This is a genomic window from Paenibacillus sp. JT22N1, from assembly GCF_059692155.1.
This window is the reverse complement of record NZ_JCAUAW010000002.1, coordinates 592,090-606,342: the sequence shown is the minus strand read 5'-3', so window position 1 is coordinate 606,342 and position 14,253 is coordinate 592,090. Positions and strand designations below refer to the sequence as shown.

The following is a 14,253-nucleotide window of genomic DNA, read 5'->3' as shown; positions in this document are numbered from 1 at the left end:
ATAAGGGGGGCATTATAATTGAAACAGTCCATTTCAAAGAACAATACGATTTCGAACCTAAACTTGTCTAAAACGACATTGCCAACGGCTAGCAGTTTTCGAATGATGAATACGAGTGCCATTATGCAATTGCAGCAAACAATTGGTAATCAGGCCGTTATGAGTATGTTACAACCGAAGAAACCCGCAAAACGGAGAAGGGAATTAAGACCAATAGGAAACGTTTCAAGATAGTGGCAAGGAAATAATGGGGTGTTAAGCTAACGGAAAACGATAGTTGAATAAAACACCGTCGCGGCGGATCCTTCTTACATCTGCACAAAATATTGGGCAGAATAACGAACTAATTTTGGTTAAAATGTTGGCGGGCACTGGAGTGAATCCGGTTGCGATTGCCTTCACGCTGCTTTTGATTCAATAGGACCGTAACGCCCATAATGACTATACATGCGGCAGAGCCTAATTCGTAACCTTGTTCTTTTGCTCCTAATAAACCTCCGATTACACCGCCTGCAATAATACATAAACCGCAAATCATACCTGCTTTTCCGATCATTCTGAACACTCCCTCTTTTTTTCTTATGTATTGATCTTACCAGAGCGCATCTTCACAGATCAGTGACCTTCTTCACGAAAATGATATGACAATTCTCACATTATTCGTGCCGGGACTGTGTGGATTGTCATCTTTCCAAATGAAGGGATTTTTCTTGCTCACTCCTACCATAACGGCGAAGGGGCGAAAGTTGCCGGCTTCCTTTTGTAAAGGGGCTTGGAGGAACGAGTCTCAGGTGGGAGTCCATGTCATTGGGAACGGCTTAGGCAGATGCTGTGACAAGCACCTATTTCCATGCGTATGTTGATAATAAGGGAGGTTGAGGCAGTTGAAATATGCAAGCATGTCTTTCAAGAGCAAATGGCAAAAGACCAAATGGCTGCTAAAGCATCGGAGATTGCGAAGGCATATCCCCCGAACTGTGCCGTTTAACAGAAAAAATTTACGGATGATGCTATCCGCTTATCCGACTGTCTATTTTAAGCCTACGGGAGGTACGGGTGGGTTTGGCATCATCCGTATCAAGAGAATGGCGAGAGGGTACCAAACAAAACTCAATACCGTCAAATCGCCAAGTCCGACACAAGGTCATTTATACAAGAAACTGTCCCGGTTCTCAGGAAGGGAATCGTATCTGCTTCAGCAGGGGATCCAACTTGCCAAAACGAAAGGTAAGCCGTTCGATATCCGAGTCATGGTTCAGAAGACGAATGAAGGAAAATGGATAAGCACGGCCATTTGTACCAAAATAGGCAAGCCGGACATGGTTGCCACGAATTATCACCAAGGAGGTAGGCTCGGCTATCTTCGCCAAACGCTGGTGGGAGCAGGGTACGAGCACGATTCGATCCTTCGTAAGGAAGCTGCATTGAAGCGGCTCGGCGTTGCTGTCGGAAAGAGCTTTGATCTTTATCGAAAAGGCTTTAGAGAACTGGGGCTGGATGTGGCTCTCGACACCGAGGGGAAGCTATGGATTCTGGAAGTGAATACGAGGCCGGCAATTTATCCATGGAAGCACTTGAAGGGCAAAATGCTGTATCGTCGCATCATGTCCGCTGCCAGGCAATACGGCAGAGTCACGTAGTTAGACAATAAGAAATACGGCGGTTGTCGAGGACAAGAACTTTCATTGTTATCCGTTCATGTTTTCTGAAACCTTCTGATCAAATCAAAGCTGTAGCCTAGGACACGAGTTTCCTGGTCCATAGCTACCGCTCTTTCATCCGCTCACGCAGGTATACGTGCTGTCAAGAACTTGATCCCATCGTACGACCGTAAGAAGTGGAATGTGATTAAACTAACGAGGAGCTATAGTTGAATCACAGTTACACGACGGCAGCCAGCACACGATCGGCCGCCGTTGTCCGTTGAAGTAATAGTCAGTATAATTTAGGGATTCAAGGTAGAAGGAGGTGAAAACCAATGGGTTTTGAAAAAAAAATATTCATTCAAGTTACAATTTTTGTTTTACTTTTAAGCTGTTTCTCAGTATTGATATCGTTCATACTATCATTTTTAATTGGTGCCGTTATATTTTCTGATAAATTTTCAGGCAATCCATATATTGGTGCGGTTCTTTATTACTTCTGATGTGCCCTCCCAATCGTTTTGATTATGCCTTCTGTATTTTACCAAAGATTAAAGGCAGGGAAGATTGGAAGGATATTCATAATATCCATTGTAAGTGGTACTCTGTTTTCATTTTTTTCGTTACTTGTAATTCATCTATACTTGGAGAATATGGATTATTTTCCATTAACCCAATCCTTTAGGGTCGGATATGCAGTTAAATTTGATGATTTAAGTTTATATTTTCTTGGAGTGTTATTTTCAGCTAGTATTCTCTTAATAGGATTATTTTCAAGATTCAAGTTTAGAATAGGTTGATCAGGGAGCTTTCCTGCACGGCATGTTTTATTTTTAACCTGGCGCAAGGCTAACGTATTAAAGCTGTTTCCAAGCGTTAACGACCTGGATCCGGTCAACGATTGAGTTGCAACTGCGGTTGTCTCAATTCTTCGAAGTTTATCCTATTGTTACACAATGGCATGAACTGTTATTTCACCAATATACCGCTCTAAGTCTGGCGTAGTATATCCAACTGACCCAGGTGTGGTTACTGTTGCATCTACTGTAATATTTACAGTATTACCGACTAATACACCAACACCGAGTAAGGCATCTGCCGTAGCAATTTCAACATTTTGTGGATTTCCACCATTTGAATCAGTAAATAACGGAATGCTCAGAACAACAATTCCTAAAATATTTACAACTTGTAGAGTAGCAGATACTGTGGCTGTCTCATTAGCTGCAAATGCATAGGTGACACTAATTGGTAAAGCTACATTAAGAATTGGAAGTATGCTTTCTAGTAATCTTTGATTGGACAAGTAGTAGAAAGCCGCCTCATCAAGATTTCGGATTTCATAGAGATAGAGCCCCCTGGCAAGCAGAAAAAAATTCACTAGAAGAGATAATAAGGTTACGCTACCGAAAAACGAGAGTTGAATTAATATCATCGAGGCTGCCGCGTATTAAACGGCAGTCTCGTTACGTTAACTGGCAGGATTGCGTGGTGGTTGAACTTTAGTCGTCAGCATCTGGTTAAAATTACCATATGTCTAAAGGCTTCTCTATGGACAATTCTGTGCATAAGATTCATCATGGGACAACCGCACAACGGTAAAAGCCCAAATACATGCACATGGAAGGAGTTCTCAATGAAGAAAACTTTGATCTTTTGGATCATGGTGTTGTCACTGTTGATAGGTACAAGTTCGGCTTACGCAGAAACATCCCAATTAACAACCATTGTCGAGAACGTGGAGGTCGGATACACCTATGAAGTCGGTGTGAACGTAAACGAAACGGGGATCAATTTTCGTTCAGGCCCGGGAACGCAATTCGATCGTATCCGTTATTTTGCTCCAGGAGAAGAATTTAGAGTCATAGAACGTGTAACCGGAACAACTTGGGCGAAGGTAAAAGATGCAGCTGGCATGGTTGGCTTTGTAACTACTCAACCACAATATACACTCTTTCGAACAGTAAAAGTCGTCCCCGCTTGGGAAGTAAAGGCGGAAGCGATCATTGCTACTGGAAAAGAATACCTCGGAGTTCCTTATAAATTTGGCGCTGAGTACGAGAATGATGGACTTTTTGATTGTTCATCCTTTTTGCAATACATTTTTGGTAAACACGGTATTGCGTTACCTCGGACTTCCAAATTGCAAAGCCAAATAGGAAAAACAGTTTCCTTTGAAAACGCTCGGAAAGGTGACCTGATTTTCTTTGATGTGGTTTCCAATCGGGAGGGTATAGACCATGTAGGGCTCTATATGGGCAAGGACGATCAGGGGCAGGAAATCATGATTCATTCAAACCCAAGCGGTAAAGGTGTGAATATCAAGGTTCTGGATCCATTGTGGAAGGGCCGTGTAGTCAAGGTGCAGCGATTAATTCAACCCTAAATGATGGGTTTTTGATGAATTATTCTAACGGGGTGAACTGCGGAACACCTATGAAGAGAAGGCAGTCGGAGGGACTTTTAAGAGGATTGGAAGCCGAAATACGTGGCACATGAACTGCGAAAAAGATGGCTATCGATTCCGGAATTTGGTTGCGAAGTTGTGCCAGGGTCTTCTCCAGCATGGAGGAGACCGCTTCTTTTACATAGGTGATTTTTAAACCAGACCATTATTATTTTTAATATCTGTCGGGTCACCTCCATACAAAATGAAGAAGCACCCGATGAGGGTGCTTTTTCATTTTGTATGGGTTTGACGATACCTTTTCCACATAGCTAGCGATGAACTTCTTGATCTCAGGAATGCCTCGCTTTTCGATGTAGGTTCCCAACTGAGAAAGCAGTTGTCGCAGATCATTTCCTGTGATGGCTGCTTTTTGATTGGTGTCGATCTGGTATGAACCAGGCTTAGCATGTTGCGCGATCCCGTAATCTGCCAGGTAGATCTCTTCCACATCGGACGGGTACCCAATCATAGTGATAATCACATCGGAAATCTGTGAGACTTTAGCTATCGTTTCATTCCAGACAGCGTCTTGCTTTAAAAACCGTCTCCGCTTGAGGTTTAATAAGCAAAGTCCGGCTGTCCACCCATTGTCCTTAGTTTGCAATCTGCCTGTTACGTTTGAGTTGTGGCTTCGTTGTCTCACAAGTTTGTCGGTTTGCAAACACCTTGTTTCTAAATAAAAATATAATGGGTAATGAACGTCCTTAACGGAAGGGGTGATCATTATTAGAAGAGAATCAAGTCTTAAGGCTGTAATCGGTTATTTTTCAACTAAGGTTCGGAAAATTGGTGTGATTTTTGATAAACGAGTGAATAAAAATGTTTTCGTTTATACGATTCCCGGGCATAAACCTCCTGCATTTTTTTATCGCAGCATCATGGCCATTGATGCGGATGGTTCTCCTCACGCCTACAATCCCCAAAATACTGGGCTTGACGATTTGAAATACGCTGGCAGACCAGGACATTGGATAGGGATTGTCACACACAACGATAAGCCTTGGGGTAGGCCGGTCATACAAAAAAGTACCGATCCAGCCCCTGGCTTTTTCGTTTCCAAAACATCACTTAGTGATTTTAGCAAGCGATTTACCGATCCGAACGCTTACGTGAATGCGGAGAAAATCCCCTATATTGTTTTGCCTAAAAAAGGAAATTTTGGTGCGGTTTTAGGAGACTTTGCCGTAGTTTATAACATTAAAAATGGAAGATTGGCTTATGCTGTTTACGCGGATATTGACGTTGGTATTGGCGAAGGATCTATTGCATTAGCTAAAGTACTAGGCATTAACCCCGATCCGAGAACTGGCGGAACATGGAGCCATGCAAATGTCATCTATTTAGTTTTCCAAAAGTCAGGAGGGGGGAATGGCTACATACCTTCCCGAATGGAAATTACGCGAAAAGCACGGAGGCTTTTCAGGCAATGGGGAGGCATTCCTCTTTTAAATAAGGTCAAAACATCGTTGCTTTAAAATAGTTGACGTAAAGCCGGGCCCTCTGAGGGTTCCGGTCTATTTTGTTGCTGTCGGATTTGGGCATCGCCTGCAGCGAACGGACAACTTTCCTGCGTAGTCTGTACGCATAAGATATTTTGTGATCGCAGCTTTTGGATAGGCGCAATGATCAAGAAAAAACAAGAGCAGGGGGTAACTACTTGAGGGTACTTTTTCTAGAAAGCCATCCCATGTGGATTTATGGCCTTCCTAATGGTTTCCGGGATGCGGGGCATCAGGTGAAAATATCGGGTCCTCTCACGAGAAAAAAGCTTCCCCGCTTGATAGCCGATTTTCGGCCGCATTTAATTATTACCCTGGGCTGGACGGAAGAGCATACTCCCATTAAAAGGGGATGGATTCGACAATATGTCGGCCGATCTGGCATTCCGCACGTTTATTGGGCAACAGAAGATCCTACGCACCATGAATCTTTTTCGCTCCCTTATGTGAGCTCTACCAAACCGGATTTTGTATTTACCATTTGCCGTGACATGGTCAAGAAGTACGAGAAAATGGGCATACCCGCCGCACATTCAGATTTTGGCCACCATCGGAAAGTTCATATTAACGGTAAGGGAAACGCAGAGTTTCGCAGCAATGTCGCTGTCGTGGCCAATGGTTATTCCCAAATACTCAAGAAATATCCCCATCATTATCGCATCAAGTCCTTGCACAACCTGATTAAGCCGCTGGTAAAAAGGAAAATCAGGGTCGATTTTTGGGGAAGACAATGGAATGAAATAAAGCCTGTGATGGGCGTTAGGATTCCCGACAAATGGATTCACGGTTATCTGCCCTACCAGGATGCCTACAAGGTTTACAACTCTGCAAAAATTATCATTGGTCCTCAAAATCAATTAAAACAATTAACGCAAAGAACTTATGAAATCCTCGGATCAGGAGGGTTCTTACTTACAAGCGATACGCCGGAAATACGCCGGCTCTTTAAGCCTGGAAAGCATCTTGTTGTCTCACGGTCTCCGGAAGAAACGGTGCGGCTTGTCCAATATTATCTTAAACATCCGTGCAAAAGGGATCGAATTCGTAAAGCCGGCAAGCTGGCCGTGGCGAAGCATAACTACAAGCATCGCGCCATTCAGATGATACATGAGTTAAAGAAACGAAACATTCTGAAATGACACGAAAGAAAGAGAAGGAACACCTATGGAGATAGATCGCGTTATTTATAATGTGCCGACTCGCAGGCGAATCCTGACCTTAACCTTCGACATTGCTCACGGTAATTATGTCCCTGTCCAATTACTTTCATTATTGAAAAAAAAGGGTGTAAAAAAAGCGACATTTTTTCTCACTGGGAAATGGGTGCAGCGCAATCCGGGCATTGCCAAGCGAATTCAAAAGATGGGTTATGAAATTGCTTCGCACGGCCATCGTCATGAGGATTATACGGCTCATTCGAACATTTGGATTGAGCGGGAAGTAAAAGCTGCGAAGCGGGCTATTTTGGACGCAACCGGAATCAAGACCAATATGATTCGTACGCCAAGCGGTGACCTTGATTCGCGAGTGATCAAGAAGCTGCTGAGTATGAAGCAAACGATTGTCCAATGGGATACGGATTCATTAGACTGGAAATACACGAGTGTGAAAAAAATCGTTCGGAGAGTGATTCCTCATATACACCCAGGGGCAATCGTATTGCTCCACGGATGCGATCCATGGACGCAGACGCTGAAAGCTTTGCCCATCATTCTTGACGGTATAAAAAAGAAGGGCTACACCTTGGTAACCGTAAGTGAACTGTTATCCAATAGCCGCCCTAAAGCTAACCGGAAATAATCATTTAATGTTGGATTAACCTGGTCGCCCGGTTATTAGTGCCGAAACCGTGACGAACTGAAACCCTTTCGCTCTTAGTCCGTCAATAATCAGCGGCAGGGCCTTCGCAGTTTGAGCTGAGGAATCACTTGCATGCATAAGAATGATATCCCCAGCCTTAGTCTGGGAAAGCACCCGCTTAGCGATTGCATTAATCCCCGGATTGGTCCAGTCCAGTGAATCTACGCTCCAGTGGATCGTCCGATAACCTAGTGTTCTGAGTTTTTTTACAACCCTGGCATTGAGATCGCCGTTAGGCGTCCGAATTAAACGGGTCCGGACTCCCGTCACTTTCCGTATGATACTTTCCGCTTTTTTCACTTGGACTCGAATCCAATTTCCGCTGTGATGGGTATAGTTTTCGTGCAGATAACCGTGCGAACCGATTTCATACCCTAAGGAATGGATTCTGCGCGCCAATCCGGGATATTTAGCCGCCCAAGGTGCCGATAGAAAGAAAGTTGCTCTTTTTACGTTTTTTTGTTGTAACACCCGAAGTACGGGGCCGGGCACCTGCTCCCCCCATCCGATATCGAATGTGAGCGCTATACATCGCTTATTTGTCGGTAACCTGTAAATAGCATCACTGTCGGCCAGATCGATCGCCTCCTAACGGTTATTCATACACATTTTATTCCGGGTGGGAAAGCCTGACCGTGCGGCTGCCCGCGAAGAGGAGTTAACATGAAAATTCTTTTTTTGGAAAGTGGCCCCATCTGGTCGAAGGGGCTGCCTGATGGACTGCGTGATTTGGGGCATAACGTCAAGATTTCGGGTCCTTTGACCAAGAAAAAAATAGCTGCATTGATTTCCTCATTCAAGCCGCAACTGCTTGTAACGGTAGGCTGGGGCCCCGAACAAACAAAGGAAAAGCAGCAGTGGATGCGCCAATATGCCAGCATTTCGAATGTTCCGTTGATCTATTGGTCAACAGAGGATCCCAATTTCACCCAAGAATTTACACTTCCGCTGATCCGAAGAATGAAACCGGACTTTGTATTCACCATTTCCGCCCAAACCGCAGCCTATTATCGGAAGCTCGGTATCCGTGCGGCCCATCTCGATTTTGGTTTTCATCCGAGCATACATCGTAAAGTAAAGCCGTTAAAAAAGTATAGACACAGCATTGCTGTCGTAGCGAACGCCTATCCTGAAGTCTTAAGGAGATATCCGCAGCATTTTCGGCTAAAGGCATTGGAACTGCTGATACGTCCGCTTCTTCTTGCAGGGATTCGGGTGGATTTCTATGGGACGGATTGGGAAAAGATGAAGCCTATTTTGGGGCGAAGAATTCCGCGGGGCTGGTTACACGGGAAGCTGCCCTACCAGAAGGCTAATCAAGTTTATAGTTCAGCCAAAATCATGTTGGGGCTGCAAAATTATAGGAATATGGTGACCCAACGAACTTATGAAATTTTAGGTTCAGGGGGGTTCCTTCTTACCATCGACACACCTGGCGTAAGACGAGTTGGCAAACCCGGACGGGATTTTGTAGTGTCCACCTCGCCTGATGATACCGTGCGGCTTGTTAATCATTATCTAAATCATTCTTCTACTCGAGAACGAATCCGCAAACAGGGAAGCCGCATGGTTTATAAGCATAATTACACGAATCGGGCAAAGAACATGTTTTCGATTCTTAGGAGGGCGGGATTATTAAAATAGCATATCTGACTTTTGATGATGGTCCTGCGCGCTACACGAAAGCGATCTTGGATCATCTGCGGGATTATCGGGTAAAGGCAACTTTTTTTGTCCTCGGCAACCCTACTTTTGATGGAATACGCATGTATAAAAGAATCGTACGGGAAGGCCATGCCATCGGCAACCACACGTTTTCTCATAATTACCCGGTCATTTACAGCTCCATACCATCGTTCCTAAAGGATTTCCGCAAGTTGGAATCTCTGTTGCAGCGATCCGTACATGTAAAACCGAAGATCTTTCGATTTCCCGGGGGTTCCCAAAACGCGGTGAGCCAGAAGTATGGGAATAAAGGCTCGATGCGCAAGGTTACCCAAGTAATGACAGGAAGAGGATACCGGTACTTTGATTGGAATGTCGAGTCCGGTGACTCTAAAATCCCCCGTCCCTCTAAGGAAGCTATGATCCGCAACGTTCTGACCGGCGCCAAAAACAAAAGCAGAATCATCGTGCTTTTCCATGATTTCAATCCAAATACTCCTGAGTGCTTGCCAGCTGTAATCAAGGGGCTAAGACGGCAAGGCTTTATATTCCGAGCGCTGTCTAAAAATTCTTTTACTGTTCGTTTTCGTTAAAATAAAAGACCTGTGGGAAAAAGCTAGAAAGCGAATCGGAAATAATAGAGTTGCGCAGCAGTAGGGGGCGATGAGGTGCGTAGTCAAGTACGTATCGCTCACCGCAATTGACAAAAACTTTTTCCCTTTCCCGATTTTGACAAGAACATTATCTCATTCCTGACGTATGTACACTATAAATTAAAAATGAATTCCTTAGTCGGTTATTCAACTGGCAGGATAGTGGAACGAGTTATAAAGTAAAAGATATAGAGCATTTCTTGGTAATGAGGAATGCTTTTTTTCTTTGTCTAAAATTAAAGAGATATTTATATAACAACAATAATATAATTATAATCGGTAATTATATATTGCAAAACGATAAATCGTGCATTAAAATCAAATTGACAATAACTAAGTGAGGTGCATTTTATGAAACGAGAAACACTCTTTTTAAAGGTAGTTGTTTTTCTTATTGGAATTCCGATTCTTGCTTTGTGTATATTTTGGTTGCCTTGGATAGCTAATGAAGCAGCAGAACATTATCCAGAGTTGGCTTATTTGAAATATCCCGTTTTAATAGGGGTGTATGTAACAGCGATAGCGTATTTCGGTGCATTGTATCAGGCGTTAAGACTTTTAAGCTATATTGACAAGAACAAAGCTTTCTCGGAATTATCCGTAAAGGCTTTAAAGAATATAAAATACTGTGCAATCACAATCAGTATCTTATATGCGGCAGGCATGCCACTCATATTCCATATGGCGCAGGAAGACGACGCCCCAGGTCTCGTAGTATTCGGATTGGTCATTACTTGTGCTCCAATTGTGATTGCAGTCTTTGCTGCTGTTCTTCAAAAGCTATTAAAAAATGCCATAGATATAAAATCTGAAAATGATCTAACGGTCTGAGGTGAATAACATGGCGATTATAATCAATATTGACGTGATGCTAGCTAAAAGGAAAATGAGCGTTACAGAACTTTCGGAGAGGGTTGGAATAACGATGGCTAATCTTTCCATTTTGAAAAATGGGAAGGCAAAAGCGATTCGATTATCAACATTAGAGGCGATTTGTAAGGCTTTAGAATGTCAGCCTGGAGATATTTTAGAATACAGAAGTGACGAAGACACTCAAGCATAATAAAGTTTGTTAATAAACTTTGTGGAGGAAAGTAGATCTTAATATGACAATTATTAGGGGAGGTATAACCATGGACATTAACAATCTGATTATTGAAAATATGGCTAACCCTCATGAGCTGGAGAGAATGTTTAGAAAAGAACCTGAAGCTTTTAAAAAGTCATTCTCATACGCCTGGGAACAATACCCTGATTCGCAGGTTCTTGCCGTTTGGTTTGAAAGGTTGCATTTCAAGGAGAAGGTACATACTGAAAAAGCTTCCTTGTTTCAGAAAGATTTCTTATCCATGGGCATTTTAGCAATTCTAGCCGGGATTAGTACAAGGATCCTTTTTCATTTTGTCGGACAGGAAGCTATAGCCCCTATTAATCTTGCATTTGGTATACTTCCCTTAATTGCCATCTATTTTGTATGCAATAATTTCCCCAAAAAAAAGGTTCTTTACACCCTAGCATCGTCATTCCTAATCTCCGGTTTTTTTCTGAATATGCTGCCACTCGAGCAAACAGACAGTATTATCCTGGCTTATATACACCTTCCCATATTCTTATGGGTAGTAGTAGGGCTTGCATTTACAGGAAATGACTATGGCAGAGGCAGCACAAGATTAGCTTATCTTAAATTTAATGGGGAACTTTGCATACTCTACGCCAGCATGGCAATTAGCGGAATGCTGCTAACAGGTTTAACCATGCAGTTATTTAGATTTGTCGGCATGGATATATCTGAATTCTATTTTGAAAATGTCGTTTCATTTGGTGCTGCCGCGCTCGCAATTGTGGCTACATACCTCGTATCTAGGAATCTTAAACTTGCAAAAAATATCGCACCCTATATAGCCAAGATTTTTAGTCCTCTTGTACTGGTAACCTTACTGGTCTATCTAATAACAGTTATTTGGGTCGGAAAAAATCCATTCTTGGACCGTGATTTTCTCCTATCCTTCAACGGCATACTCCTTAGTGTATTGGCCGTTACCATATTCTCCATTACCGAAAGCGGCACAGAAGAGAAAAAGAACATTTCGGATTATATAAATTTTGCCCTAATTGTTCTTGCTCTTATCATTGACAGTGTGGCTTTATCCGCCATCGTATTCAGGCTTTCTTCTTATGGGATTACGCCCAACAGACTTGCTGTTTTAGGCGTAAACATACTGATCTGGGCCAATCTCATTTGGATTATGCTCTCCTATATGCGTTTTCTTCAAAACAAAACCGGACCGTTGGCCATCCAAGATGCCGTCACTAAGTATTTGCCGGTTTACGGACTTTGGGCAGCTTTCGTTACATTTACTTTTCCTTTAATTTTTCATTAGAAAAGCTAAAATTCCGCAGATTAGTTTAATATTTTCGCAAAAAATGAAATAAGTAATAAATGTATATAACTAAAATATACTGGTCTGTTCCTGTAAGATGTCAATTATAATGAAAGCATTAACGAACAAAGGAGGCAATTTACATGGAAAACTTAACGAATCACACCACCGTACCAACATATAAGGGTGGAACACTTACTTAAATTGTTAACGGTGTAGGCCCTTATATGTGTTATTTAAATAACACGAAAAAGGGGTAAAACCATGCGTTTTCCAGTGAAAAAGTTTTTTTCCTATTACAAACCGTATTTATCGTTGTTTCTTAGGGTATTGGCCTGTGCCTTTATCGTTTCTGCTGTGACATTGGTGTTTCCGTTACTCGTTCAGCATATTACGAAAGATGTTCTGAAAGGAGACTTATCCGCAGCGCTAAGTAGCGTATATGGAATTGGCGGGCTGATGCTTGTCTTAGTCGCGGTCCAGAATATCGGGAACTACTTTGTGGACTACAAAGGTCATGAAGTTGGCGCTCGTATGGAAAGCGATTTGCGCAGCGAGCTGTTCGCGCACATGCAGACTCTTTCCTTTAGTTTTTACGATAAGGAAAAGACAGGTCGGCTCATGTCTCGAATAACGAACGACCTGCTGTTGCTTTCCGAGCTATACCATCACGGTCCAGAAGACTACGTCAAATATCTCGTCCGCTTTATTGGAGCATTTTTCATTTTGTTCTCGATTAACGCACACTTAACCATTGCCGTATTCTGTTTCTTTCCGATCTTAGGTGCCTTTTCATTGTATTTCAATAAGATGTTGAACAAGGCATTAAGAAGAAACAAAGAACGAATCGGGGACGTAAACGCTCAAGTAGAGGATAGTCTATCTGGAATCCGCGTAGTCAAATCGTTTGCCAACGAGTATGTCGAAATCGAGAAGTTTAACCGGGCAAATAATCGTTTCCTCGATAGCCGAAAGAAAACGTACAAGGCAGAAGCGTATTTTTTCAATGCTGTCGAAACGATTATCCAACTGATTACGATAACGGTGATCATCTTTGGCAGTACCAGTATCGTCGGCAACACACTCAATTTAGCGGATTTGATAACTTTCTTACTGTATATCAGCTTTATGATTGAACCCATTCAACGACTGACGCATATGAGCGCTCAGTTGCAAGAAGGAATAACGGGCTTCCAGCGTTTTTTGGAAATCATGAATTTGAAGCCGACGATAGAAAACAAACCGAATGCCTTGATCCTTCCGGAGGTACATGGAGAAATTGAGTTCAAGCAAGTTTCCTTCCGTTATGAAGCCCATTTGGACAATGTATTGGTAAACCTGTCGCTTCGTGTGCAACCAGGAGAATACGTTGCGTTAGTGGGGCCGTCTGGTGTGGGAAAAACTACATTATGCTCACTCATCCCTCGCTTTTATGAAGTAACCAATGGGGACGTATTACTAGATGGGATCAGCGTCCGGGATCTCGATTTGAGGTCATTAAGAAATAACATCGGGATCGTACAGCAAGATATCTACCTTTTCGCGGGAACGGTAATGGAAAATATCGGCTACGGAAATCCAGCTGCGAGCGAAGAAGCAATTATCGCGGCCGCCAAATACGCCAATGCCCATGGCTTTATTATGAACTTGTCGAACGGCTACCACACCGAGATTGGGCAACGAGGTGTCAAACTGTCTGGTGGTCAAAAACAGCGGCTAAGTATCGCTCGCGTATTCTTAAAGAACCCACCCGTTCTCATTTTAGATGAGGCAACGAGCGCACTTGATAACGAGAGTGAGAGCATTGTCAAGGAATCACTAGAATCATTAGCAAAAGGGCGTACAACGATTGTCATTGCCCATCGACTTTCCACGATCCGCAATGCCGAACGAATTATTGTATTGACAGAGGACGGTATTGTGGAACAAGGTACGCACGAAGCGTTGCTGGCACGCGATGGCGTGTATGCACACCTGTATTCCAAGCAGTTTGAATTTAGGTGAATGATTAACTAACGGGAAACTATAGCTCAATAAAACAGAGGCAGTCTAGGACTTTTAAGTCCCAAGCTGCCGCTGTATTTTTATGTTGCTTAGTACTTT

The 14,253-nt window shown here is 42.9% G+C and carries 15 protein-coding genes; 11 read left to right on the top strand and 4 right to left on the bottom strand.

Annotation, left to right across the window (positions count from 1 at the left end; all coding sequences use genetic code 11):
• Window positions 1–343 precede the first annotated feature (343 nt).
• The gene (locus tag AC58UU_RS06130) at window positions 344–556 is read right to left on the bottom strand and encodes a hypothetical protein (protein ID WP_497313929.1); all 213 of its coding nucleotides are present in this window, start codon (window positions 554–556) and stop codon (window positions 344–346) included.
• A gap of 328 nt (window positions 557–884) precedes the next feature.
• On the opposite strand from AC58UU_RS06130, the gene AC58UU_RS06125 reads away from it, so the two are divergent.
• Window positions 885–1,640 (top strand): YheC/YheD family protein, encoded by a 756-nt coding sequence (locus tag AC58UU_RS06125; RefSeq protein ID WP_497313927.1) that lies wholly within the window; start codon window positions 885–887, stop codon window positions 1,638–1,640.
• Between the two features lie 952 nt (window positions 1,641–2,592).
• Here the strand turns inward: AC58UU_RS06125 and AC58UU_RS06120 are convergent.
• Window positions 2,593–3,078, bottom strand: coding sequence for a hypothetical protein (locus tag AC58UU_RS06120; RefSeq protein WP_497313925.1), 486 nt, complete (start codon window positions 3,076–3,078; stop codon window positions 2,593–2,595).
• 201 nt (window positions 3,079–3,279) lie between these two features.
• Between AC58UU_RS06120 and AC58UU_RS06115 the strand changes: the two genes are divergently transcribed.
• Window positions 3,280–4,029 carry a C40 family peptidase gene (locus AC58UU_RS06115; RefSeq protein ID WP_497313923.1) on the top strand — a complete coding sequence of 250 codons (750 nt, stop codon included), beginning with the start codon at window positions 3,280–3,282 and terminating at the stop codon, window positions 4,027–4,029.
• 250 nt (window positions 4,030–4,279) lie between these two features.
• Here AC58UU_RS06115 and AC58UU_RS06110 read toward each other — a convergent pair whose 3' ends face one another.
• Complete coding sequence (locus AC58UU_RS06110) at window positions 4,280–4,735, bottom strand: NAD(P)-binding domain-containing protein (RefSeq protein ID WP_497313921.1); 456 nt, start codon at window positions 4,733–4,735, stop codon at window positions 4,280–4,282.
• Between the two features lie 73 nt (window positions 4,736–4,808).
• Between AC58UU_RS06110 and AC58UU_RS06105 the strand changes: the two genes are divergently transcribed.
• The 3 genes from AC58UU_RS06105 to AC58UU_RS06095 all read left to right on the top strand — a co-directional run bounded on the left by AC58UU_RS06105 (window position 4,809) and on the right by AC58UU_RS06095 (window position 7,391).
• Entirely contained in the window at window positions 4,809–5,567 is a 759-nt protein-coding gene (locus tag AC58UU_RS06105; protein WP_497313919.1) for a glycoside hydrolase family 75 protein, read from the top strand.
• A 182-nt stretch (window positions 5,568–5,749) separates the two neighbouring features.
• Window positions 5,750–6,730 (top strand): CgeB family protein, encoded by a 981-nt coding sequence (locus AC58UU_RS06100; protein WP_497313918.1) that lies wholly within the window; start codon window positions 5,750–5,752, stop codon window positions 6,728–6,730.
• A gap of 25 nt (window positions 6,731–6,755) precedes the next feature.
• Entirely contained in the window at window positions 6,756–7,391 is a 636-nt protein-coding gene (locus AC58UU_RS06095) for a polysaccharide deacetylase family protein (protein ID WP_497313916.1), read from the top strand.
• A gap of 15 nt (window positions 7,392–7,406) precedes the next feature.
• Here AC58UU_RS06095 and AC58UU_RS06090 read toward each other — a convergent pair whose 3' ends face one another.
• Complete coding sequence (locus AC58UU_RS06090) at window positions 7,407–8,009, bottom strand: polysaccharide deacetylase family protein (RefSeq protein ID WP_497314018.1); 603 nt, start codon at window positions 8,007–8,009, stop codon at window positions 7,407–7,409.
• Between the two features lie 105 nt (window positions 8,010–8,114).
• Here AC58UU_RS06090 and AC58UU_RS06085 point away from each other — a divergent pair, with 105 nt between their 5' ends.
• The 6 genes from AC58UU_RS06085 (at window position 8,115) to AC58UU_RS06060 (ending at window position 14,154) form a co-directional block, all read left to right on the top strand.
• A complete protein-coding gene (locus AC58UU_RS06085; protein WP_497313914.1) occupies window positions 8,115–9,095 on the top strand; it encodes a CgeB family protein in 981 nt (326 codons plus the stop codon).
• 47 nt (window positions 9,096–9,142) lie between these two features.
• Window positions 9,143–9,709, top strand: a complete 567-nt coding sequence (locus tag AC58UU_RS06080; protein WP_497313913.1) for a polysaccharide deacetylase family protein — start codon at window positions 9,143–9,145, stop codon at window positions 9,707–9,709.
• Window positions 9,710–10,120: 411 nt separating this feature from the next.
• Complete coding sequence (locus tag AC58UU_RS06075; RefSeq protein ID WP_497313911.1) at window positions 10,121–10,600, top strand: DUF2975 domain-containing protein; 480 nt, start codon at window positions 10,121–10,123, stop codon at window positions 10,598–10,600.
• Between the two features lie 10 nt (window positions 10,601–10,610).
• Window positions 10,611–10,832 (top strand): helix-turn-helix domain-containing protein, encoded by a 222-nt coding sequence (locus tag AC58UU_RS06070; RefSeq protein WP_307547737.1) that lies wholly within the window; start codon window positions 10,611–10,613, stop codon window positions 10,830–10,832.
• Window positions 10,833–10,902: 70 nt separating this feature from the next.
• Window positions 10,903–12,150, top strand: a complete 1,248-nt coding sequence (locus AC58UU_RS06065; protein WP_497313909.1) for a DUF4153 domain-containing protein — start codon at window positions 10,903–10,905, stop codon at window positions 12,148–12,150.
• 264 nt (window positions 12,151–12,414) lie between these two features.
• Window positions 12,415–14,154, top strand: a complete 1,740-nt coding sequence (locus AC58UU_RS06060; RefSeq protein WP_497313907.1) for an ABC transporter ATP-binding protein — start codon at window positions 12,415–12,417, stop codon at window positions 14,152–14,154.
• Window positions 14,155–14,253: the final 99 nt, after the last annotated feature.

Coding starts and splice junctions, on each gene's coding strand:
- AC58UU_RS06130 (WP_497313929.1), bottom strand. CDS start 556: ATGATCGGAAAAGCAGGTATGATTTGCGGTTTATGTATTATTGCAGGC.
- AC58UU_RS06120 (WP_497313925.1), bottom strand. CDS start 3,078: ATGATATTAATTCAACTCTCGTTTTTCGGTAGCGTAACCTTATTATCT.
- AC58UU_RS06115 (WP_497313923.1), top strand. CDS start 3,280: ATGAAGAAAACTTTGATCTTTTGGATCATGGTGTTGTCACTGTTGATA.
- AC58UU_RS06095 (WP_497313916.1), top strand. CDS start 6,756: ATGGAGATAGATCGCGTTATTTATAATGTGCCGACTCGCAGGCGAATC.
- AC58UU_RS06085 (WP_497313914.1), top strand. CDS start 8,115: ATGAAAATTCTTTTTTTGGAAAGTGGCCCCATCTGGTCGAAGGGGCTG.
- AC58UU_RS06075 (WP_497313911.1), top strand. CDS start 10,121: ATGAAACGAGAAACACTCTTTTTAAAGGTAGTTGTTTTTCTTATTGGA.
- AC58UU_RS06070 (WP_307547737.1), top strand. CDS start 10,611: ATGGCGATTATAATCAATATTGACGTGATGCTAGCTAAAAGGAAAATG.
- AC58UU_RS06065 (WP_497313909.1), top strand. CDS start 10,903: ATGGACATTAACAATCTGATTATTGAAAATATGGCTAACCCTCATGAG.
- AC58UU_RS06060 (WP_497313907.1), top strand. CDS start 12,415: ATGCGTTTTCCAGTGAAAAAGTTTTTTTCCTATTACAAACCGTATTTA.